The organism is Shouchella patagoniensis (assembly GCF_002019705.1).
Classification (GTDB): domain Bacteria; phylum Bacillota; class Bacilli; order Bacillales; family Bacillaceae_D; genus Shouchella; species Shouchella patagoniensis.
The window spans coordinates 3,487,757-3,510,468 of record NZ_KV917377.1; the positions used below are offsets into that span (position 1 = coordinate 3,487,757).

The window sequence follows — 22,712 nt, forward strand, 5'->3', positions numbered from 1 at the left end:
GGGATTTTCCTTTTTCCAGGTTTGCGTTGTTACTCTTTTTTACGCCAGTTGGTTAAGTAGTCTCTTATAAGGTCACCTAGCTTTCCATCAGAAAGATCGATGTCATGTTCAAAGGCGTATTTTACTGAATAGCCAAATGCAGCTGTCACTGTACCAGCAATTGTTGTTCCGGCGATAAAAGCTGCACCCGGGAAGAACTTAGTTAATTGACGGTACATCGTTTGGCCAAAGTTACTAACGAGTGTGGTTACGACTAAATTCTTCGCTTTCTTTTTGGTCATTGGTTTATCGTAGAGGGAAGCGAGCTTGACCATTAGCCCGACTTGAATCGAGGTGATTGGGATAATATCCGCACCAGGAATCGGAGTCGCGCCAACCCCCGCTGCTGCGGCTGATGCACCTACAATCCACTTATTCGCAACACTCGACTTAGCTTTCTTCCCTTCTAGTTCCTTTGCAAGCTGAATATCTTTTTGTTTTTTCTCGAGAATATCTAAAATCTTGTCTCTAAGTTGGTCGATGTTTGTTCCGTTTTTAGAGGAAATCGGGACAACCGGATAATGGTTTCCAGTATGCTTTTGCACATACGCTTTTAAACTCGAAATCTCTTCAGCAGCATCAATTTTATTTAAAACAATAATGATATCTTGGTTCAACTTCGCCATACGTTCAAAAATTTGTTTCTCCCCTTCAGAAAAAACAGTTCCTGCCGCATTCAAGAAGAAGAGAAGAACATCCGCCTGTTTATAGTATGCCATCGTTTCATCTGAATGGTCTGAAATAATGTCGTCTAAGCCAGGAGTGTCAGCAAATGAAATCTTATCTTTAAATTTATAAAGATCCACGTTACTGGTTGCTCCTGGCTGGGAACCCACCTTAGCCACTTCAGCACCCATCAGTTGATTAATGGTTGATGATTTCCCTGTATTAACATCACCAATTAGAGCAAATAAGATTTCTTTATCAAGCTGGGCATTTATTGCTTCTGTTTCTTTTTCATAAATTCGCGAAAACTCCTGATCATAATTGTCGTTAAATTGGTCTGATGAATACGTCATATTGTTCACCTCTCTCCTATTTATTCACCTTTTGTCTTGGAAGTAAACCGAGTATAAAAAGGAAGGTGATGATTTATAATTAATTTCTATATTAATTGTGGGTATAAGAGTACGATTTTTTTCTTCATTTAACGAGAAAAGGTGCAACTGTTGAGCAATCGTTTCGCTTTGAGTGCCATAATGAAGGAATTGATGTATATGTAAAGGAAGGAACAGAAACAAATGAACCTGCTATTAAAGAGTATTTAGCACTCATAAGCTCAATGCAACTGCGAGGTTATGAAGTATACCTTCGTTATCAGGCGGGGAATGTATTGCTCTATTTGCCAGAGTTTTATTCGCCGGGGGATTTAAGTAATCAAGTCTACCTTGAAGAGTTACTAGCACGTATGGATTTACTTGCATCTTTTATAGAACAAAGAGATGCGCTTAAAAAACAAATGGCTTTTAGCCACCAATATATGGCGGCTAAAGGAGCATGCCTTGGAAACCTACAACAAGAGCAACTACAATAACGAGGCTAGGAAGTAAGTTTGCAATTTTAATGTTCGTGATATTGAGCAAGTTTAATCCAATCGCTAAAATCATAATGCCACCGATGCATGAGAGTTCAGCAATAATAAGGTCCATTAAAGCTGGTGAGACGAAAGCGTCAATTTGACTAGCAAGCAATGTGATGATGCTCTGATATAAAAAGACAGGGATCGCTGCAAATAAAACACCGATTCCGAGTGTTGAAGAGATAATAAGCGCGGAAAAAGCATCAATTGATGCTTTCGTGAACAGCAAACTATGATCTCCTCGTAATGCACTCTCTAGTGGTCCGAGTATAGCAAGTGCGCCTGCAGCAAAGATCAACGTTGAACTGATAAAGGCCTGAGCAACATTCCCTTGTGACTCTTTTCCAAGTTTCTTTCCTAACCAATCTCCTAGTTTGTTTAACCGCGCGTCTATTTGTAGCCATTCCCCAATCATCGCGCCGGTTGTAAGACTGGCAATAACAATTAGAAAATTCTCACCCGTTACTCCCATTTGAATGCCGATAATAAGTAGACAGAGAGATAAGGCTTGCATGACAATTTTACTCATTCCCTCTGGAACGTTGCGGATGCGTGTTCCAATTAAGGAAGCGACAGCAATGGCTAGGGCATTTACGATTGAACCTAGTAACATAAGGGTGATCTCCATTTCAAAATAGCTTCTCTATAGATGTATTCATACACATTTATATAAAAAAACCCTACTGCCCCGATGTGGTAAACGGGTTCGTAAGGAAGCCAAAACGTCAGTGATTTATTATAGCAAATATCTCCCTCTGAAAATAGCGTTTTTCCCTTTGTGGCGCTTTTCACTTTTCTTAGGTTAAACGATAAAATAACTGCTTATTCATGCAAACGTATGTACGAATCGTTATAATGAAAGAAGGAACAATTGAAGGAGGCGTAAACCATGGCTGAACCCTTAAAACAAATGTATAATCAGCATTTTCTTGAGACATTTGCAACAAGAGTGAAAGAAGTACATCATTCATTCGAAGAGAAGCGCTTTGTCGAGACAGTTATGAATAATGAATGGGAGAAAATGGAGCTAAAAGCACGGACACGGCGTATCGCAGAGACGCTCGGTTCTTTTCTACCTACGGCCTTTCCTGATGCACTCGCTGTACTTTATAAGGTTGATCGAGAGTGTTTGAAGTATTTATTTATTCCAGATTTTGTTGAAGTGTATGGACAAGCTGCAGAAGATTGGGAAGAAGCGGTCAAGGGATTGAAACGCTTTACTCCCTATTCCACTTCAGAGTTTGCCATTCGATCATTCATCTTAAAAAATCCAAAAAAGATGATGTTATTAATGAAAGAATGGGCTCTTGATGAAGATGAACATGTTCGTAGGTTAGCTAGTGAGGGCTGCAGACCACGTTTGCCTTGGGGGCAGTCTTTACCTGTGTTTAAAAAAGATCCATCCCTGGTTTTAGAGATTCTTGAATTATTAAAAGCAGATCCATCGTTATATGTTCGAAAGAGTGTAGCCAATAATTTAAATGACATTTCAAAAGATCATCCAGACAAGGTGTTAGAATTAGCAAAGCGATGGAAGAGCGAAGGAAATGGATTTACGGATTGGATCGTGCGCCGTGGTTGTCGGACGCTTGTTAAACAAGCGAACCCCCATGCTCTCGCTTTATTTGGATACAGCGATATGATTGAAGGAGAGCCATTAATTGATGGAACTTTTTTACAAGTGATCCCAGATGAAGTTTCGATTGGTGAGGCTGCAACATTGCGGTTTGGCTTTCGTGTGATCGCAAAGGAACCAGTCACACTTCGAGTTGAATATGCAATTGATTTTGTGAAGGCACGTGGAAAAACGGGGAAAAAAGCATTTCTATTATCGGACAAAACATTCCGTGCAGGCGCAGTTGTTGAAGCAGAGCGGATTCATCGTTTTGCAGACTTATCAACTAGGCGCCACAATCCCGGTCTTCATCTTATTCGTCTTCTTGTAAATGGCGTGGAAGTGGCTAATACATCCCTGACCTTGATGGAATACAACTAATTTGATTTAATAAGCGATTCCTTTTATATAGAAGGAACCGCTTTTTTGTTAAAGAAGAAGATCCTTATTATGTTGACAAGAAAGCGCTTTCTCGTTACGATGAAGTTAAGATAAAAATTTGCGAATAGCGTTCGATAATGTTGAACGCGGAAAGGGGATATATGCCAGAACGGTTTATCCAATCGGTTGAACGTGCCGTCGACGTTCTTGAGTTATTTATAAAGTCCAATCAACAACGAAGTTTAAAAGAGATTAGTGAAGAACTAAGTCTTTCAAAAAGCACGGTGCATGGAATTATTAAAACATTGGAACACCGAGGTTTCTTGCAACAGAATGAAACAGATGCAAGATACAAACTTGGTTTGAAACTATTTGAATTAGGCAATGCAGTACTTGCAGATTTAGATGTCCGAATGTTAGCAAAACCGATAATGAACAAAATGGTCGGTGAACTACAGGAAACGATACACCTTGTCTCTTTTGATCAGAACGAAGCTATATATGTCGAAAAAATGGATGGTTTACAAGCGCTGAGAATTTATTCACAAATCGGAAAAAGGGCTCCCTTTCATTGTTCAGGTGTTGGAAAAGCGATACTTGCTTATCAGACGGAAACAGAGGCAAGACGGTTGCTCAATCAAGACGAGTTGCGTTCATTTACAGCGCACACGATGACGTCGATTGATCAAGTCATTGATCATTTGAAAGATGTACGCAACCTAGGGTTTGCTATTGATGATGAAGAAATGGAAATCGGATTACGCTGTATAGCGGCTCCAATTTTCAATCATCGCGGGGAGGCGGTTGCAGCGATTAGTTGTTCAGCACCGACATTTCGGATGAGTGGTGAGCAGTTTGAACGGACAATTAAACGAGTGAAACAAGCATGTGAAGAGATTTCAAATGGCTTAGGCTTTCAAAAAAGAAATCATGCTTAGAGGGGGAGACAAATGTGTCTAAAGTAAAGGTTGCGATTCTAGGTTCAGGAAATATTGGAACAGATTTAATGATGAAATTAGGTCGGTCAGATGTCTTAGAGCTTACTACAGTGATTGGAATTGATCCCAAATCAGATGGGTTAAGTCGTGCGAAGGAATATGGTTATGAAGCAATACATACAGGTATTGAAGGCTTTTTAGAGCGACCAGAACTTGCTGACATTGTTGTTGATGCAACATCTGCAAAAGCACATATTCATCATGCAAAATTACTGAAAGCAGCAGGGAAGAAAGTAATCGATATGACACCAGCAGCAATTGGAAAACTTGTTGTACCACCAGTGAACTTACAGGAACATCTTAATGAGGAAAACATTAATCTAATAACATGTGGTGGTCAAGCAACGATTCCGATGATTCATGCTGTTAACCGCGTCTGTCCCGTTGAGTATGCAGAAATTGTGGCGACGATCTCAAGTAAAAGTGCAGGTCCAGGCACTCGAGCAAACATTGATGAATTTACAGAGACAACAGCTCGGGCAATTGAAGAAGTAGGCGGTGCTAAGAAGGGGAAAGCAATTATCATCTTAAACCCAGCAGAGCCACCAATTCTAATGCGTGATACCGTTTATGTCCTCGTAGAGGAGGGAAAGATGGATGAAGCGGCTGTGCTTAACTCCGTTAAAGAGATGGAGCAGTCAGTTCAAGAATATGTGCCTGGCTATCGTCTACGTACAGAAGCAATTATTGACGGCAATCAAGTGACAATTTTTATTGAAGTAGAAGGTGCTGGGGATTATTTGCCGACGTATTCTGGCAATTTAGATATTATGACGGCCGCAGGGGTGCGTGTGACAGAAGAATTTGCAAAAAACCAAGTAGAACAAGTTGCGAAATAAGAAGGGAGAGAGCATTATGGCCAAAAAAATCATCGTTACTGAAGTTGCTTTACGTGATGGTAGTCATGCAATTGCCCATCAATATACAACTGAGCAAGTCACGAATGTCGCTAGTGCATTAAATGATGCTGGGGTGCCATACATAGAAGTCGCTCATGGAGATGGTCTTGCAGGTTCATCGTTGCAATATGGACGTTCAAAAACAAATGAGCTTGAATTAATCGAAGCAGCAGCATCCGTTACTGATCAATCAAAAATTGCTGTGTTATTAATTCCTGGTATTGGCACGCTCACAAATTTAAGAGAAGCGGAGCGTCTTGGTGCGAAAATGGCTCGTATCGCGACTCACGTGACAGAAGCAGATGTTTCCCGGCAACATATCCTTGCCGCAAAAGAACTTGGCATGGAAACGGTTGGTTTCTTAATGATGTCTCATATGGCAGAAGTAGATAAATTAGTTGAGCAAGCGAAGTTAATGGAGAGCTATGGAGCAGACACTGTGTATATGGTAGATTCGGCAGGGGCGCTATTGCCTCATCAAGTTTCCGAACGAATCCGTGCGTTAAAAAATCATCTGGATGTTAATATTGGTTTCCATGGGCATAACAATTTATCACTTGCTATGGCAAATACACTTGCAGCCATTGAAGAAGGCGCAACAAGAATTGATGGTAGTGTTCGTTGTTTAGGAGCAGGTGCAGGAAACACTCAAACAGAAGTACTAGTTGCTGTATTAGAGCGAATGGGGATCAAAACAGGAATTGATTTGTACAAAATGATGGATTTGGCAGAGGAGGTGGTTTCCCCAATCCTACAGAAACCACAAGAGATAACGAGAGATAGTCTTGTTCTTGGGTATGCAGGAGTATACTCCAGTTTTGCCTTACATGCCAAAAGAGCTGCAGAAAAATTCAACATCGATTCACGCGATATTTTAATTGAGCTTGGAAAACGTCAAGTTGTTGGCGGACAAGAAGATATGATTGTGGATGTGGCAGCAGAAATTGCCGGAAAAAACCTTCACGTTTAAAATCGTAATACGATGAAGAAAACCGAGGGAACTCCCTCGGTTTTCTTTCACGTCCTAAAGGCAGAATGGGCCGGAGCTTTTAATGTTGCGATTACCGCTAAGATTTGTCGAAAAGAACCGTTTATAAAAACATAATAAAAAGCCAACAAGGTTCACGCCTTGTTGGCTCTAAAACTAATTTAGTTTAATAACTCAAGTGCTGCTTTATTAAAAGCAGGTAAATCATCTGGCGTGCGGCTAGTCACTAAATTGTGAGAGACAACAACTTCCTCGTCTTTTACATTTGCGCCAGCGTTCTCTAAATCTTTACGTACAGACACAAAGCTTGTTACATCTAAGCCTTTTAACTGGTCTGTATCTATTAAGAATTGCGGTCCGTGGCATATGGCGAATACTGGTTTCTCATTTGCAAGAAAAGGCTTTGCAAACGCTGCATGTTTAGGATTCGCACGAAGAATGTCTGGCGAGAACCCTCCGGGAATAAGCAATGCGTCATATTGGTCAGGTGTTACATCATCAATGCCTTTGTCGATACTAAACGTATCGCCATTTTTGCCAGTAATTTTTTTGTCTGGTTCTGCATTGATTAGCGTGACTTCGTGACCTGCTTCTTTATATGCTTTCACAGGATCTGTCAACTCAATTTCTTCTACCATGTCTGTTACAAGTACGGCAATTTTTTTAGCCATTGTGACAACACTCCTTCATTAAAATCTGTCTCTCTCATACAATACCCGTTTTGCTAGAAATAAACTCATTTTCAATGTGAAGTTTATGTGAAAGAGGTGATCATTTCTTATTGTTAAATAAAGCCTAGCAATTTAATCATTTTGATTTTCTGCTAGGCTGTTCTCATATTAACGATATTGAACTCTGGAATAGGGTTTGCAAGCGCAAAGACAATTGCGTCTTCATTCATTTGTTTTACATGCTTTTGCTCAAGTGCCTTTGGTCCTGAAACGCCAATAAATACGTCAGCACTTTTGATTGCTTGTTCGAGACCATCAATTAGCTGGCGAGGGTTTGTGAGTGCAGCCAGTTCTTGTTGACGGCTATTTAGCCATTGTTCGTTTTTGTGAACAATTCCTTCAAGACTTACAAGTGTTATATCAGTGAAACCTGCATCTAATAGGAGGCGGGCAATGGAGAGACCTGCGGCTCCAGCTCCGTTGACGACGATGCGCGAGTCATTTTCATCTTTGTTAACGACTTTTAATGCATTGATTACGGCAGCCAAAACAACAATAGCTGTACCGTGCTGGTCGTCGTGAAATACAGGGATATTTAGCTCTTCTTGCAACCGTCTCTCAATTTCAAAGCATCGTGAGTTCTCGCAAGTTGCTGGGCTTTCTCTTCTTGATTTTGTTCAATCTCATTCCCAATCGTTTGATGGATCAACAAGTCAGTAACTAAAAGAGATACAATAACAACGGCTGAAACGAGCAAAAATATTGTTGTTAAGTAATGTTAATTTTCTACGCTTACCTGTCTATATGTATAGTGGCATACTATTCCTCTTCTTCACATTTTCTATTTGGCAGTATAGCATATTATTTAAAACGCACAAAAAAAGCAAGGGAAGGTATTATCCATCCGCTTGCTTTTTATTGCCAAAATAAAAGACGCCAATAGCCCAGGAGGAAATCATAAGGATCGTACTTGCAATTAATACAGGTATGGATCCGAACTGCAGAATGAACGGCATGGCAACCGCTGTAACTAGACCACCGCCAAGCATTGGTTCAAACAAAATTTGTTTGTAACCGAAGGCATTAAAGGCCGGTGATTTGTTTTCTGGGTCAACAATGCGCATGAGCATAATCCCAGTAGCAGCAACACCCATTGCTTGACCAAAGTCTCCAATACCTCGTTCAAACCAGAAGTCTGGTATCATACGTGGACCTAAATATAGAAAGAAAAACACGTTGATCGCAATACCTGCTAAGGCAAGAAGTAAAAATGGAATCAAGTATTCGCCAATGACCGTTAACGAAATGGAAGCCATGGCACTGACAATTAATAAATCAAGTGAAAGGCCTTGAATTCGAGTAATGGTCTTCCGGTCCACAAGCTTACGTTTATCAAATCGAGCCAGAACAAGTTGTAGAATTATTCCTCCAATCATCGCAAACGGAAAGAGCGGTATATATTCAAATAAATACAAGTTATAAGCAGAACCATATGTGATTTCCTCGAGCCAAACGCATCCTTCCAATAAAATGTAGCCTATTAATATTGCAACAGCGATAAAGCCCATATGGAGCGCTAAGGGCTCAATTGACATAGAGGATGTTGTCTGTATGGTGCCTGCTTCTCGATTCTCTTCGTCTATAATACCGTTTTGCTGTTCAACAGAAATAGCATCTGGGTGCTGAAGTGTTTTCGATTTTCCTGTACGCGCTGCCCAGTTTATTAAGATCATTCCAATTATAACTCCAGACAGGAGGCCGATTGTAGCGAGTCCGATGGATAGGTCATACCCTTCAGAGAAGTCAAGATCTTCAAAGGTGCCAGAAAGTCCAGCGGCAGTCCCGTGACCACCAACAAAACTAATTTCAATTAATGCACCTGCTGCGGGACTAAGCCCAAACAATGGAGTAAGAATGGTAATAGCAAGTAAAATACCAGCTACATAGTGAGCCCACGACATTGTGAATCCGAGCGCAGCCTGTGGTCCCCCTGTTTCCCACATTTTCTTGGGCTTAGGTAAAACAAAACCGATGAATAATGATGCGAAGACAACATTGATTAAAAGTTCAGGCAAACCAGACCATACGTCGATAATTCCTGAAGTGAAGATTCCGCCATCTGACAAAAAAGAATTGTCAGATCCAAATCTACCTAGTAATTCTGGTCCAAGTATTAATGCTAAAAAGCCACCAATTAAGGAACTTGGCAAAAACAACGTTTGCAACAATGGGATTTTAAGGCGGATCCATTTTCCAATGATTAATACCGTTGCCAGTAAGAGTAATGCTATTCCAACTAACTCAAGCGACATACCATAATCTCCTAACTTGTGTAAAATCGAGTAGATAGCATAATATCCAAGATATATATGCATCTTCCCTGTTTACCCAAAAGATTAACGTAGAAACAGTAAAAAAATGGGGTTATTAGTTTGAAGGAGTCATTTGATTATTGACAAGCTTCGAAAACATGTGACGATAAGGTGCTATAACTACTTTAATCGGTCGGTTTAATTTTTAAAATAGTTTCCAAGTGAAGAGTTTACAAGTTTTATTGTTTCACAGGTATACAATGGTAGGAAGACAAAAGGGCTTCTTGAAAACTTTGAGCAATTGGTAAAAAAAGCATTTAAACAATATATTAATAAGTTGGTTAATGACAAAATTAATGCCGCTCTAAAGTCCACTTCTTCTGAGAGAGAAAAGGAAGAACCAGAAAATTTAGAGGATCTACCTGTTTTAGAGAATCCTGAAATTGTTACGACTGAGGAAGAAATCGAAGGATATGCAATTTCGAAGATCCTGTTAAAAGAATTGGTGGAGGATGAGCGAGTTTTTTATCGAGATAATAAAAGTTACTTCAATATTTTGTTAGACGATAATATTAGAAAGTGGCTCTGTAGACTTTATTTAAATGGTGCAAATAAGACTGTACAATTCAATGATGAGGAAAGAACGTCTGTGAACCTTGAGAAAATTAGTGATTTAACGAACTACAAAAGTAAATTAATTGAGGTAGCGAATCGCTTTGTCTAAGGGACACCCCAGCTCTAGTCTTACTAATCGAAGCTGGGTTATTCGCGCTTTCTTGGACGTTTGGCTACACATAGATTAGCAGCAACTCTCACAGAGAATTACTTGATTTATTATATATCGGAACTATGCCGCATGAGACCGCAAGCGAGTCGTTTTTTAAACCGTTTGTCTGCCAAGGCAAATAGGACAACTTCCATTCATACTGCAAGTGTTGAATTGTTGCGACACCTTGCTAAATAATCGTATCGTGATTCTGCGATATAGATGAAGACGGCTATGGGTAAAACTAACAAACTATTCGATGATGAAGAAGCTTTTCGACAAATAAGTTTCACTCTAGCTGACGCGAGTAATAAGAAACAAAAAACAAGCATGCAGTCACATGCTTGTTTTACTTTATATCGTTTCAACTTTCCAATAATCATTGTCGAATAAGATTAAATTTAAATTGAGTCTCTTTGCGTGCAATTCTGCAGCAACAAAGTCTTTAAAGGTTTTAATCAAATTGTTGTTTGAATCCTTTAGGGTCTCTGTCGCTCCATCAACGATACGTGTTAATTTATACATGGGCGGACACTCCTAAATGCAATTCAGCTTATAGAAGGCTGTACCTACATTGTCTCATAATAAGTGGTCTATGAAAAGCAACGTACTTCGACATCAATCGCATAAATCTACCAATTCATCTATAGCATAAAGAATGAGGAGAATATATAAATGGATCATCAGAAAATGCTCCCAGAAATTAAGAAAGAAGATATCTCCTTAATGGCAAAGGATGCGCATCGAAAGGCAAATTCTTTTTATCCTGTGCCAAAGATTATCAGTAAGCGGAAAATCAGTTAAATGTATAAAAAATAGGCAGAGACGAGTGATTGGTCTCTGCTATGCTTATTCACTTTGTTGTTACGAAGTTAGGTCAACCTGGAAAGCAGCAAGTTCATATCGATCATGGAAACCGACTGAGCGGTATAATCGTATAGCGCCCTTGGTTTCAGTTGAAACAGTTAATGCAAGGTCTTGAATTGATTCTTCTTTAAATAAGAAATCGATGGCTTGATTTAATAACTCACGACCAATACTTCTTTTTTGCATAACGGGATCAACTGCAATGAATTCAACACTACCTTCACCAAACTCTGGATTTGCTTCTAAGTAAACATACCCACTTACATGATCATCGTGTTTAGACAGAAACAGTCGCTTATGGTGATCAAGGCGTGAGATGATTTCTTCGCCGCTATAATATGCGCGGGGAAATGCTGATCGATGCAGCTGGATAAATGCTTCTTTTTCATCTGCGTTAGTAAGGTCTATTTCGATAGGAGGTAGAGCCGATTGTGTATGATTTTGCTTCTCTTTGATTAAAGCTAAATGAATTCCTTGTTGTTTTGCTCCGAGAATAGAAGTGACAAATTGAGTAGCAGTACGGTTCTTTGTATTAATAAAAAAATGAAAACTCCATTTTTTGCTAGTTAGTGGGTGAGCATCCCATAAACGTTTAGCCACTTCAACTGATTGATTCTCCTGGAGAAAAGGCCCCCATACATCTGCTTGTTTATCATCGACATCATAATCGAACGCAAGTACACCTACAATTTCGCCTTTTTCATATGCAAATAAAATTTCATTAAGTTTAAAATCTTCCCGTAAAGTTGCTTCAATTTCTGTGGGGGCTGTTCCACAATAGCCAATGTGGGATCTTTCTACTGCGTTGATCTGTGCAAAGATCGCCGCCGTTTCACTCCAGTGATTAGCGGGTTGTATATGTATAGTCATTCGTGTTCCTCCTATATTATCCTCTGTTTCATAATCTCTAAACGGTTTCATTAAAATGATAGATAAATGTCTCTTGTGGAATGTTGTAACGTAATAATCGACGTAATGCTGCAATAGCTGCGCCCGCAACAGGCGGGAGGCTTGGTCGTACAAAGTTATAGGGTGGAGGTGATAATGCGTTTAATGTAGAGCTAATATGAGGTATAAATAAATCCGAGCGGTTCATGAGACCCCCAGTCAGTACGATTGGAACAAATTCAACTTCTTTAAAGTTCAATCGTTTAATTAGTGTGAAAATTTGAATGCCAAGTTTATTCGATTCAGTTTCTATAATTCGTAAAGCGACTTCATCGTGTGCATCAGCAGCTTGTATAACGTATCGGCTTAATGAAGCAATGGTTTGCCGTGGTGTTGTTCCGTATATGGTCGGAATAAAGGCTTTGGGATCGTCTGTTTTAAAATGGGTTAATAACAGAGAAGTAAGTTTAGTAGATTCTCCAACGCCATCAAATGCTTGCAATGCGGAATGTACGCCAGCTCTACCGATTGCATAACCACTGCCCTCGTCTCCAAGCAAATACCCCCAACCTCCAACGCGATCTCTAAGCCCATCTTGGTTCTCACCGTATGTGATGGAACCAGTACCCGCAATTTGAACAACACCAGCTTGACCAAATGTTCCAGAATAAAGAGCAATGATCGCATCATTATCGACTTCTACATGAATGTGTGATGGAAACAACTGACGAACAAATGCAGATAGGTCGGCTTTTAAGCTTGCTTCTCCCGTTCCAGCCAAACCGGCAAAGACCGCTTCTGTTTTAGAAAACGCTTGTTGGTTTTGTCTCTGTAGGGATGTAATTAAAGCGTTCAGGCGTTCTTTCGCTTTTTCTATCCCCACACTAGTTGGATTGGTGGGACCGACTGTCACTTGCGCAAAGATGTAACCATCTTGATTGACTATAACACCTATTGTTTTTGTCCCACCACCATCGATGCCTATAACAAACATAAGCAACCTCCAAATTGTTAGTATAACGCTTCTGTTTTTATATAGAAAATTTCTTTTAGTTTCCTCTTAATTGCAATAAAACCTCACTGACGAACGTTTTATTTTACTCTCGCAGTTTGTCTACCATCGCCCTTGTTTCATTTAGGTGTTTAACTGTTTTATCGTATTGCAAGGAGGCAACACACATAAATAAGATATCTATTACTTGCAATTGTGCAAGACGTGAAGACGTTGCTCCGCTTCGAAATGTAGGTTCTTTTGTTGCTGAAGCATATAAGCGAATATTGGCTTTGTCTGCAACGATTGATTGCCCATATTTCGTCAAACTAATGGTTGTTAAGCCTTTGTTTTGGGCTGTATCGAGGAATGTTTGTACTTCTTTCGTTTGTCCTGAAAAGGAAATACCAACTGCGACATCTTCATGACTACCAGTCGCAACGAGGGTACTTGCCATGTGAATGTCAGTGAAGGCATATGCGGTTTTGTCGATACGGACGAATTTTTGTAATGCATCTTGAGCAACGATGGATGAAGCCCCGATTCCAAAAAAATGAATTCTTCGCGCGGAATGGAGGGCAACAACTGCTTTTTCTAATTCCACCGTATTTAATAATTCAGCTGTTTCTTGAATTGTTTGGATAGCGTTGCTTGTCATTTTATCAATGATTGAAAAAGCAGGTTCATTAGGTTCAATATCTCGTTGCTCGTGATTGGATTGTCTTTGAAGATCTCCGACGATGCGTATTTTTAAATCAGGCAACCCTTTTAAATGCAGAGATTTACATAGGCGAATGACGGCTGCACTGCTTGTGTTGCTCCGTTGACCAATTTCATGGGCGGTAAGTGCCACAGCTTCTTCTGGATGATCAATCAGATATGCTGCTATTTTCTTTTCAGAAGGTGGAAGTACAGGAAGCATTTCTGATAACATAACTAACCCCCCTGTGATCGAGGACATTTAAGATCAACTCTTTCTTATTGTGTTTATAAGCATTATACTAAATTTCCCGTTTTAAAACATGGAATCGCCTTGTTACTTTAAAACCATTCTTTTGATACAAATGTCCGGCAGTGCTTTGTTCTCCGGTCCATAAAAACCAAGCACCATGTAAGCCTTCTTGTTTCATTTTCCATAAACACTCATTAAGTAAGATCGTACCTAAACCTTTTCCTTGTTCCGTTTTATCAACGCCAAATGGTCCAAACCGTTCAGGAGTCCCTTCATACCCTCCATACATGCAAAAACCAACAATTGTAGCACCTTTTCTAGCGATTAAAATTCTGTCGATTGGTAGTCCATGCAATAACCCTTCACGAATGGCCCTGCCCCAGTCAGGATTAAACTCATTTTTAGCAAATTGAATCACGTCGTACAAATTTTGATCTCCGCAAACCGAAAAGGAATAACCTTCATTAATCCGTTGTTCTTTTAATTTTACTATGTCACTAGAATAGGTAAAAGAAAGCAAACTTTTGTCCATTGCAACGGGTGTATACATATTTTTGAAACCGAGCTTTGTTAAGTAAGTTGAGGCGGTTGGATATGTTTGTTTATCAAGACCAGGTAAGAAATAGTTTGGTGCATATGATGCGAAAAAGATAGTTGATCGTCCTGTGTCTTTTAGAAAGGCAATAGCTTGGTTCATTAAATGACTTCCAACTCCAGAGCGTTGAAATGAGGGTGCGACAAAAAAGAAAGGAATCCAGCCTGTTTCTGGCTCTAGATCGGTGCCTTCCATTGGAATTAATCGTCTGACGGCATAGACGCAACCAATTAAGACATCGCCAGAAAAAGCAAGTCTCAATCCATCAGGATCAAAGTTTGCATCTAATAAAATGAGATGACGAAACCGTTTTGAATTAATAGGGTCATGTCGCAGTGTTTGATTCCATAAAGAGATGAGTTCTTGCTCATCTCCAGATTGATAGCCTCTGTAGGTAAACATGATGTTTCCCCCCACTTAATAGAGTAAATAAGGTTTCACTTTTCGTTTAAAAGCGGCTGACTCTATTTGACATTGATTTAAAAAGAAATCGATTTCTTCCCCCGCTATTATTTTATCTTTTAATGATTTTGTGCCAGCTAATAAATCAAACATAAATCGTCCGCTACTATGCTCTAAAAAGACAAATTGGGCAGGATAAATTTTTGCAATAAGGTCAATTAGTTTTAAACCCATTTCATACGAATTTAACGTGTGTCGATTGGTAACGTGGAGCTGGATTCCGCTACATACCTCGTTTTCATATTTCTTATAAGTTGGTTTAAAAGAGGTAGGTCTTGCTACAACACCAGGCAAGCTTAGTTTATTAAAAGCATTTGTCAAGGTGTAACCATCTATGAAGGGTGCACCAATCATCTCAAATGGTTTTGTTGTTCCACGTCCTTCAGAGATATTTGTTCCTTCAAAGAGACATGTTCCTGGATATAGCATCGCCATGTCGAGACTTGGTGCGTTTGGGGATGGTGGAACCCAGAATAAGCCCGTCTCGTCAAAGTACCTCGCGCGACTCCAGTCTTTCATAGGAATAACGGTTAGTGCGCAGTTATAGTTAAATTCATTTTTAAAAACCTTTGCTAGCTCACCCACAGTCAATCCGTGGCGATTTGGGATCGGAAGAAGACTAACAAAAGAACGACAGTCGTCTTCAACAAGGTTCCCTTCGACTTTTAGACCACCAATCGGATTTGGCCGATCAAGTACAACAAATTCTTTGCCATATTCATTACATGCTTCCATCATGTAAGCCATTGTATAAATAAAGGTGTAGTAACGAGAACCAATATCTTGTAAGTCAAAGACAACCACATCAATGGTGCTTAGCATCTCTTTAGTAGGCTTTTTCGATTCACCATATAAGCTATGTATAGGCAATCCTGTATGCGAATCAGTAGAGGATTGAATGGATTCTCCTTCCTTAGCATCTCCGCGAATGCCATGTTCGGGTGCGTATAAAGCGACGATGTTTATTTCAGGGTGATTTACGAAAAGGTCAATGGAAGGTTTTAAGGTTAGGTTCACTCCTGTCGTGTTTGTTAAAAGGCCAATTCTTTTTCCGCGAAATCGTTTGTAGTCAATCTCTAAAAATACATCTAATCCTAGCTTCATTATGGTAGCTCCTTTTTCGTTAACGGAAATCCTGGTATTTCATCACCTTTATGAATATTCGACCCAACACGGAATTTCAACGTTTGAGCATAGGTGGTGCGGTTTAAACAACCACGTGTTGTCCCAAGTGCTTTATAATAGTCATAATAACGGAAGGATTCGGAATGAATTACGAACCAATAACTCGAAATTGCTTTGAGGTATGTTTCGAATTCTTCGCTTACATCTACATAAATGTCAGGTTCATAATGGGGGTCTTCCCAATTTTCACTATGGAACATTTGCCGTATGCCATGAGGGGGAAAGCCTTCTAAATCAAACCCGCGTAAAGCGGCTTTTAACCATGCTTCCTCAACAATCTTAGGACAAGCCGCATGATCGGGGTGTATACTATTAGTCCAATGGGTGATGACTAAGTCTGGTTTTAGTTTTCGAAATAAGGTCGCAACTCGAAGGATTGTTGATTCATCCACTTTTAGCTCGGCGTCTTTATAGTCAAGTGTCATTGTATTGACACCTAAAAGGTCTGCAGCAATTTCTGACTCACAGATCTTTTGATAACGGTACTCTTCAACAGATAAATGAGGTGGCGTTCCTTTTTCTCCGGCAGTCAAATGCAAAAACGTTACAGGATGCCCAACTCTTGCGTACTTGTGAGCAATGGCTCCAGCTGCTAATTCAACATCTCCACAATGAGCACCAACGAATAAGATATGATCTTTTTGGGGCATAACGCATTCCTCCTTTTAATATGGCAGTGCCAATTTCCCCATCGAAACAGCCTTTTTTGCCCCAGTTGCAGAAGGGGTATTGTTTGGTTGCTGACGTAAGAATTCATTGCCGAGGATAGCGAATGCAACAGCTTCTTTCGCGTCGCTCGAAAAGCCAAGACTTTCCATTGAGGAAACTGGACGTTTAGTCTGTTCTTGCAATTGGTTCATGATAAATCGATTGTGTACGCCACCTCCACCAACAAACAATTCATCAATTTGAACGGTAGGGTCAACTTGTTTATCTATCGCTAATACAATTGATTCGACAGTAACACTTGTAATGGTTGCCACAATGTCTTCGAAACATAGGTTGCGCTTTTTTCCATCCTGCCAAAGTAAGTCAGCCATTTCACGATGGTAATATTCCCTACCCGTACTTTTTGGATATGGGCGTGAAAGGAATGGGTCTTGAGCAATTAAACGATTTAGCCACGCTTTATTGACGTTCCCATTGAGAGCAAACATTCCCCCTTTATCAAAATCAGCTTTTCCGTTTGTACCAATTCGAACGATTTCATCTATGAGAACATTTCCAGGACCCGTATCAAAAGCAAATACATCATGGTCGTTTTTGGTATTGTCGGTTATTCTGGGAAGGATCGTTATATTTGCCATCCCTCCTATATTCACGAGCACACGACCGGTTTTAGTGCTGCGGAATAATAATTGATCAACAAAAGGCACAAGCGGAGCTCCTTGACCACCAACAGCCAAGTCACTCGGGCGAAAATCACCAACTGTTAAGGTGTTTGTTTGATGGGCAATAACTGCTAATTCTCCAATTTGCAAGGTAGCTCTTTCAGCTGGCATATGGAAAATTGTTTGCCCGTGAGAACTAATAAAATCTAAATCATCAATTCGATAATGACTTTGTTCGACTACTTTGTATACGGCTTCTGCCATTTTTTCTGCGAGCACGACGTTAAGACGGCAAATTAAGTCGACAGAAGATGTTTCTGGACGGCAAATGTTAAACACGTCTTCCTTTAACTGGTTATCAAAAAAGAGTGTATCAAAAGCAAGCAAGGTTACTTTGGTGTTGTACCCAGCTCCTACAATTCGAACAAGTGCTGCGTCTATACCATCCAATGATGTTCCAGACATTAGACCGACGGCTAATACAGAATCTTTACTTAGTGGCAATGAGATTGGCAATTACAATTCATCTCCTCTCTAAATTGGTTTATTTCGAAATATTTTTTTGATTTATCATACAATTTTTAAAATAAAAAATCAACTGGGATCATGATAATGATTGAGAGTTATCTTTCTGTATAAGAAGAGTCTGGACTATACCCTATCGTGTATACTAAACGAGAGTATATACGGAGAGTTGGATAAAAGAAGCAGTGCCAGAAAGTTCTTCCTGCCATCTATTTGTACGGTTATAAGGTGGTGTGAGTTGAATTAGAAAACAATGGATTAATGAAACAAGAAACAAGTTTTGATGACGTTTATATGTATTCGATTTCTAAAAGGACACCATTCTACTTTTTTAGGACATATGTCCTTTATTAACATATAATTAATCAGGTTAAATAATAATAGGAGGGATAGATTTGCAAGGGATCATTTTTGCTTTATTAGCAGGTACATTTATTACCCTACAAGGGGTCATTAATTCCAGAATTAGTCAAGATATTGGTACCCTACCAGCGATTACTGTTACTCAGTTTGCTGGTTTTTGTTTGGCTTTTGTCATTTTATTGTTTGTTAGAGATGGGCACATTACACAATTAAAAAAAGTGAAGCCGCTCTATTTATTCGCAGGAGCATTTGGGCTACTTATTATCTATAATGAAGTAACGGCTATTCATTTAATCGGTGTTACTGTCACTATGTCACTTATTTTAGTGGCGCAAATTATGATGGCATTTTTAATTGATGTGAAAGGTTGGTTTGGCCTAAAGAAGCAAACGTTTGCCCTTCCTCAATTCATTGGTGTAACAATGATGATCGTAGGCATTCTAATTATGCAACTGTAGAAAAGAGGTGAGTGAATTGAAAGAAAAATTTTTGCTTCAGTATCAACTGGAGAATGTTATTGACGAACCTTTACGCTCATCGGCCAACCTGCACTACTTTAAAAAAGGGGAACGTATTTGTTCACAAGGAGATCTTATTAGTGATCTGTACATATTGGTAGAAGGACAAATAAAAATCTATACGAATTCGCTTCAAGGAAAGACATTGATTCTATGTTTTAAAGACCCAGTTGAGGTAATTGGAGATATAGAATACATACAGAAAAAAACGGTGATTAACACGGTTGAAGCGGTATCTGATGTGTGTATGTTGAAAATTCCCTATCAAGCCATTGATGCAGATGGAATTCATTCTGTACCACTACTACAATTTCTTCTTAAAGTGATAACAGAGAAATTTTATATAGATACTAGCTTTACTAGCTTCAATATGCTACACCCGGTTGAGTCGAGGCTTGCTAGCTATTTGTTATCTATGTACCCACTTGAAAACAAGGGAACGAAACAACAGGTATTTTTCAAAACAGCGGATTTAGCAAATTTACTCGGAACCTCATACAGGCATATCAACCGAGTGATAAAGAGATTCAGTCAAGACCAATTGATTGTAAGAGAAAAAGGTGTAATTACAATTGTAAACCGACAGCGCTTAAAAGAATTGGCACAATCAACTGATGATATCGGTTAGTAGTAGGAGGATACTTGTAGTGGTAATAGGAATGATTATAGCGGTAATAGCGGGAGCGGCAATAAGCTTACAAACAGTGTTTAACAATAAAGTAAATGAACAAACGGGCTCTTGGACAACAACGACACTTGCTCTAGGTATGGGGTTTATCTTTGCTGCGACCGCAACAATTATGATCGAAGGAAGAGAATTGGGAAAGTTGTTAGAAATGGACTCCTGGTATTGGTATGGCGGTGTTATAGGTGTTGGCGTCGTTTTTTGCCTTGTTCAAGCAATTAAGCGTTTAGGACCAACTTTCACCATTTCAATCGTATTGGTTGCACAACTGGGTACTGCCTTGTTTTGGGATTCAATGGGATGGTTGGGACTTGAAAAGATACCATTTAGTTTTATGAAACTTGCTGGAATTCTCCTCATTATATCAGGGGTCGTTGTTTTCTCATATAGAAAATCGAGCACAGGCAACGAACCAGAAACTCAACGTAGTTCGAGTGATTAAATACGAGTAAAAGCGACTAAATTGAAGTAGCGGCGACAGGTTTGTTGCTCTTAAACATGCCACTTTGAATAAAATGAGAGAAGGCGCCAAGTCTGTATATAAGTGAAAGTGGATATAGTGTTTTTTTAAGAGCGTGAATAAAAACCAAAAACCTTTGGAAGCGAGAAATGTATAATAGTGGGCAACGCGGCTCGTTAAAACCACGTTGCGAGATGTTAGGAAATTTCTTTGTTTGAAAGAGACTCTGTTCTTTTATTTCTAGGTTTTCCTGTCCATGTTACGTACACGATCATCCGAAGCAGGTGTTCGGCAGGGCCAATCGTCCATTTTTTTAAATAGAGATAGCTTAAATAGGCAAGAATTGTGTAAATACCGATTGCAAGGAATATTCCATTTAACACACCTAACTGACCAAAAAAACCTAAGCCATAACCATAGAAGATTGTTGTACAAATAATTGACTGGAGCAAATAATTTGAAAGAGAGAGCTTACCCACTGCCTCTATAAAAGGACGAATGAGCGATAACAATTGATAACATGCTGCAATTAAAAAGATATAGCCGAGGGGGAGAAGAAAGTTACTTAAACCATAACCGATACCAGTCCAGCCTTGGTCGGGCATTAGTTGGTGTAAGATTTTAAATAAAAGTCCGAATGTCACAAGAAGACTAGCAGCTTTTGCAAAGAAAAGGCGTTCTCCATGCTGTTTAGAAAACCAATTTCTTTTTGCTGCATACATACCAAATAAGAACATGGGGATGTATAAAACAAGGGATATAAGTGTAATTAACAAAGTACCTAACCCCTCTGGTATATCCATTGCTTTCATGAGAGCTTCTTCATCTTGGCGTACACCTTGAATGTCTGAATAACTTCCATCTTGATAAATGGGTGTTGTTTTTTCAATGTATGGAACAATCCCATCGCTTTCAAGTGCTGATAAGTCATTAAGAGATCCATAACTCATTATCGCGGCGAGACAAGCAATGCTAATCCCCCAAATGATGACTGTTTTTCTTTTTCGACGTACGAAAAAAAGTAACGCAAGGCAAGTAAATCCGTATGTTAACAAAATGTCTCCTTCCCAAATAAAATAACTATGGAGGAAACCAAGCACAATTAAACCAAATGCTCTTCGTGTTAACGTCCATTTAACCCGTAATCCTCTGCGGTCCAAGCTCTCAGAAAGTTTAATCATCCCATAACCGAATAAAAACGCAAAAATAGGCATAAAACTTCCTTCAATAAAAACTTGAACGATCCATAATGCTGCTGCATCAATTTTTGAATCAGTAAAAAGTTCTAATTTCATTGTGCCAAGCAAACCGTATTGAAAAATAAGCATATTTGCGAGCAAGATGCCAAGTAGACAAAGTCCTCTAATCCCATCGACCATATGATTGCGCTGTTGATTCATTTATTCACCTCTTCTTATTGTTATCGTTTATAACGGTATGAAAGCATAAAGGTTTCAATACTTTTTAAATCATTCATAATAAAAGAGGTGTTGACGTTTCAAATCCGACTTGCTATCATTTTAAATGATAATGATTTTCATTATCGGATGAAAGGTGGAGAAGAAACGATGAAACGTTTTGCAACGGTTATGAGTGCAGCAACTTTAGTTGCTTTAGTACTGAGTGGTTGTGGAAATACAGATACACCATCAGGTGATAAAGAAGATACTCGTACATATATAGATCCTGCTGGTGAAGAAATTCAGATTCCAGAGAAACCGGATACGATTGTGACTGACTTTTATGCTGGAGAATTGCTGGCAGTAGGGGCAAATGTTGTTGGATCAGGTTCCTGGTCATTTTCAAACCCTTTTATTCAGGAGGAGCTTCAAGAAATAAAAAACCTTGGTGATCCTATTAATACGGAAGAAGTATTAGATTTAGCACCAGATTTAATTGTAGTGATGGACGGAGAACAAGCGGAGAAACTCTCACAAATCGCTCCGACGGTTGTTATACCTTATAATACTGCAAAAAGTGTTGAGGAAGCACTTGATTTATTTGGGGAACTAGCAAATACAGAGGAAGAAGCAGAGACGTTTTTAGCACAATATAAAGAAGAAGCTACAGCTGCGAAAGAACGTGTAGAAGAAGTGATTGATGAAGATGATACTTTTGGCATTTATGAACTAACAAATAAAGGTGAGTTCTGGGTTTTTAATGATAATGGCGGTAGGGGAGGACAAGTTCTGTACAATGCATTTGATTTGCATGCTCCTGACCGGATTGAAGAAGAAGTCATTAAGACTGGTGAAATGAAACAGTTGTCACCCGAGGTGGTACCTGATTATGCCGCAGATTATATGTTTATTACGGACTATAATCCAGATGGTGACAGTACAACGCTAGAAGAATTAGAAGGATCAACTATATGGCAAGGTCTTGACGCAGTTAAGAATGAGCGAGTTTTTATAAATGATTTTGATACGTTTTACCCGTATGACCCAATTTCTATCCGAAATCAATTAGGTTTGTTCGCTGATATGATTGTAGAACGTGCCAAAACAAACGAATAAATAGGGTAACGCTATTGCTAAAAGCAGTAGCGTTTTTTTGTGTGAGAAATATAGTTGACAGTTTACAATCACGCTGTTACAGTTATATACATAAGTATATAACTGTATTACCGTATAAGGTGTGGA

24 protein-coding genes and 1 pseudogene are annotated in these 22,712 nt (G+C 39.3%); 11 read left to right on the forward strand and 14 right to left on the reverse strand.

The annotated features are described in order from the left end of the window. Positions 1 to 29: 29 nt before the first annotated feature. A complete protein-coding gene (locus tag BK584_RS18105) occupies positions 30 to 1,058 on the reverse strand; it encodes a GTPase (protein WP_078393874.1) in 1,029 nt (342 codons plus the stop codon). A 263-nt stretch (positions 1,059 to 1,321) separates the two neighbouring features. On the opposite strand from BK584_RS18105, the gene BK584_RS18110 reads away from it, so the two are divergent. Beyond that, positions 1,322 to 1,573 (forward strand): hypothetical protein, encoded by a 252-nt coding sequence (locus BK584_RS18110; RefSeq protein ID WP_078393875.1) that lies wholly within the window; start codon positions 1,322 to 1,324, stop codon positions 1,571 to 1,573. Here BK584_RS18110 and BK584_RS18115 read toward each other — a convergent pair. Further along, entirely contained in the window at positions 1,527 to 2,231 is a 705-nt protein-coding gene (locus BK584_RS18115; protein WP_245808902.1) for a DUF554 domain-containing protein, read from the reverse strand. The two genes, BK584_RS18110 and BK584_RS18115, sit on opposite strands and share 47 nt — an antisense overlap. Before the next feature lie 276 nt (positions 2,232 to 2,507). On the opposite strand from BK584_RS18115, the gene BK584_RS18120 reads away from it, so the two are divergent. The 4 genes from BK584_RS18120 (at position 2,508) to dmpG (ending at position 6,481) form a co-directional block, all read left to right on the forward strand. Beyond that, the gene (locus BK584_RS18120) at positions 2,508 to 3,614 is read left to right on the forward strand and encodes a DNA alkylation repair protein (protein ID WP_078393877.1); all 1,107 of its coding nucleotides are present in this window, start codon (positions 2,508 to 2,510) and stop codon (positions 3,612 to 3,614) included. 161 nt (positions 3,615 to 3,775) lie between these two features. Continuing rightward, on the forward strand, positions 3,776 to 4,552 hold the full coding sequence (locus BK584_RS18125) for an IclR family transcriptional regulator (RefSeq protein ID WP_078393878.1): 777 nt from the start codon (positions 3,776 to 3,778) through the stop codon (positions 4,550 to 4,552). Between the two features lie 14 nt (positions 4,553 to 4,566). Continuing rightward, the gene (locus BK584_RS18130; RefSeq protein ID WP_078393879.1) at positions 4,567 to 5,451 is read left to right on the forward strand and encodes an acetaldehyde dehydrogenase (acetylating); all 885 of its coding nucleotides are present in this window, start codon (positions 4,567 to 4,569) and stop codon (positions 5,449 to 5,451) included. A 16-nt stretch (positions 5,452 to 5,467) separates the two neighbouring features. Further along, entirely contained in the window at positions 5,468 to 6,481 is a 1,014-nt protein-coding gene (gene dmpG, locus BK584_RS18135) for a 4-hydroxy-2-oxovalerate aldolase (protein WP_078393880.1), read from the forward strand. Between the two features lie 179 nt (positions 6,482 to 6,660). Here the strand turns inward: dmpG and BK584_RS18140 are convergent, their stop codons facing one another. From BK584_RS18140 to BK584_RS18150, 3 genes and pseudogenes are all read right to left on the reverse strand, one after another. Next, positions 6,661 to 7,170, reverse strand: a complete 510-nt coding sequence (locus BK584_RS18140) for a type 1 glutamine amidotransferase domain-containing protein (protein ID WP_078393881.1) — start codon at positions 7,168 to 7,170, stop codon at positions 6,661 to 6,663. A gap of 182 nt (positions 7,171 to 7,352) precedes the next feature. Beyond that, positions 7,353 to 7,805: pseudogene (locus tag BK584_RS18145) on the reverse strand (malic enzyme-like NAD(P)-binding protein); the annotation flags it as partial. A 261-nt stretch (positions 7,806 to 8,066) separates the two neighbouring features. Then, positions 8,067 to 9,482, reverse strand: a complete 1,416-nt coding sequence (locus tag BK584_RS18150; protein ID WP_078393883.1) for a sodium/glutamate symporter — start codon at positions 9,480 to 9,482, stop codon at positions 8,067 to 8,069. 301 nt (positions 9,483 to 9,783) lie between these two features. On the opposite strand from BK584_RS18150, the gene BK584_RS18155 reads away from it, so the two are divergent. Further along, entirely contained in the window at positions 9,784 to 10,206 is a 423-nt protein-coding gene (locus BK584_RS18155; protein WP_078393884.1) for a hypothetical protein, read from the forward strand. 396 nt (positions 10,207 to 10,602) lie between these two features. On the opposite strand, the gene BK584_RS24725 is transcribed toward BK584_RS18155, so the two are convergent. Further along, a complete protein-coding gene (locus BK584_RS24725; protein ID WP_169871365.1) occupies positions 10,603 to 10,773 on the reverse strand; it encodes a hypothetical protein in 171 nt (56 codons plus the stop codon). A 150-nt stretch (positions 10,774 to 10,923) separates the two neighbouring features. Between BK584_RS24725 and BK584_RS25410 the strand changes: the two genes are divergently transcribed. Continuing rightward, positions 10,924 to 11,052, forward strand: coding sequence for an iron-containing alcohol dehydrogenase (locus BK584_RS25410; RefSeq protein WP_139365702.1), 129 nt, complete (start codon positions 10,924 to 10,926; stop codon positions 11,050 to 11,052). A 60-nt stretch (positions 11,053 to 11,112) separates the two neighbouring features. Here the strand turns inward: BK584_RS25410 and BK584_RS18160 are convergent, their stop codons facing one another. From BK584_RS18160 to BK584_RS18190, 7 genes are all read right to left on the reverse strand, one after another. Then, complete coding sequence (locus BK584_RS18160) at positions 11,113 to 11,985, reverse strand: GNAT family N-acetyltransferase (protein WP_169871367.1); 873 nt, start codon at positions 11,983 to 11,985, stop codon at positions 11,113 to 11,115. A gap of 37 nt (positions 11,986 to 12,022) precedes the next feature. Next, on the reverse strand, positions 12,023 to 12,997 hold the full coding sequence (locus tag BK584_RS18165; RefSeq protein ID WP_078393886.1) for an N-acetylglucosamine kinase: 975 nt from the start codon (positions 12,995 to 12,997) through the stop codon (positions 12,023 to 12,025). Between the two features lie 103 nt (positions 12,998 to 13,100). After that, on the reverse strand, positions 13,101 to 13,928 hold the full coding sequence (locus tag BK584_RS18170; protein WP_078393887.1) for a MurR/RpiR family transcriptional regulator: 828 nt from the start codon (positions 13,926 to 13,928) through the stop codon (positions 13,101 to 13,103). Positions 13,929 to 13,995: 67 nt separating this feature from the next. Further along, on the reverse strand, positions 13,996 to 14,943 hold the full coding sequence (locus tag BK584_RS18175; protein WP_078393888.1) for a GNAT family N-acetyltransferase: 948 nt from the start codon (positions 14,941 to 14,943) through the stop codon (positions 13,996 to 13,998). Between the two features lie 15 nt (positions 14,944 to 14,958). Then, on the reverse strand, positions 14,959 to 16,107 hold the full coding sequence (locus BK584_RS18180; protein WP_139365703.1) for an exo-beta-N-acetylmuramidase NamZ family protein: 1,149 nt from the start codon (positions 16,105 to 16,107) through the stop codon (positions 14,959 to 14,961). Beyond that, complete coding sequence (locus tag BK584_RS18185; RefSeq protein WP_078393890.1) at positions 16,107 to 16,838, reverse strand: PIG-L deacetylase family protein; 732 nt, start codon at positions 16,836 to 16,838, stop codon at positions 16,107 to 16,109. The genes BK584_RS18180 and BK584_RS18185 overlap by 1 nt, the downstream gene beginning before the upstream one ends. Before the next feature lie 15 nt (positions 16,839 to 16,853). Continuing rightward, positions 16,854 to 18,035 (reverse strand): anhydro-N-acetylmuramic acid kinase, encoded by a 1,182-nt coding sequence (locus tag BK584_RS18190; protein WP_245808903.1) that lies wholly within the window; start codon positions 18,033 to 18,035, stop codon positions 16,854 to 16,856. 404 nt (positions 18,036 to 18,439) lie between these two features. Here BK584_RS18190 and BK584_RS18195 point away from each other — a divergent pair, with 404 nt between their 5' ends. From BK584_RS18195 to BK584_RS18205, 3 genes are read left to right on the forward strand one after another with little or no spacing between them, the layout of a single operon-like run. Continuing rightward, positions 18,440 to 18,865, forward strand: a complete 426-nt coding sequence (locus tag BK584_RS18195; protein ID WP_078393891.1) for a DMT family transporter — start codon at positions 18,440 to 18,442, stop codon at positions 18,863 to 18,865. A 7-nt stretch (positions 18,866 to 18,872) separates the two neighbouring features. Beyond that, on the forward strand, positions 18,873 to 19,553 hold the full coding sequence (locus tag BK584_RS18200; RefSeq protein WP_078393892.1) for a Crp/Fnr family transcriptional regulator: 681 nt from the start codon (positions 18,873 to 18,875) through the stop codon (positions 19,551 to 19,553). 19 nt (positions 19,554 to 19,572) lie between these two features. Then, complete coding sequence (locus tag BK584_RS18205; RefSeq protein ID WP_078393893.1) at positions 19,573 to 20,052, forward strand: DMT family transporter; 480 nt, start codon at positions 19,573 to 19,575, stop codon at positions 20,050 to 20,052. A gap of 215 nt (positions 20,053 to 20,267) precedes the next feature. On the opposite strand, the gene BK584_RS18210 is transcribed toward BK584_RS18205, so the two are convergent. Continuing rightward, complete coding sequence (locus BK584_RS18210; protein WP_078393894.1) at positions 20,268 to 21,470, reverse strand: DUF418 domain-containing protein; 1,203 nt, start codon at positions 21,468 to 21,470, stop codon at positions 20,268 to 20,270. Positions 21,471 to 21,638: 168 nt separating this feature from the next. On the opposite strand from BK584_RS18210, the gene BK584_RS18215 reads away from it, so the two are divergent. After that, positions 21,639 to 22,586 carry an iron-hydroxamate ABC transporter substrate-binding protein gene (locus BK584_RS18215; RefSeq protein WP_078395731.1) on the forward strand — a complete coding sequence of 316 codons (948 nt, stop codon included), beginning with the start codon at positions 21,639 to 21,641 and terminating at the stop codon, positions 22,584 to 22,586. Positions 22,587 to 22,712 lie beyond the last annotated feature (126 nt).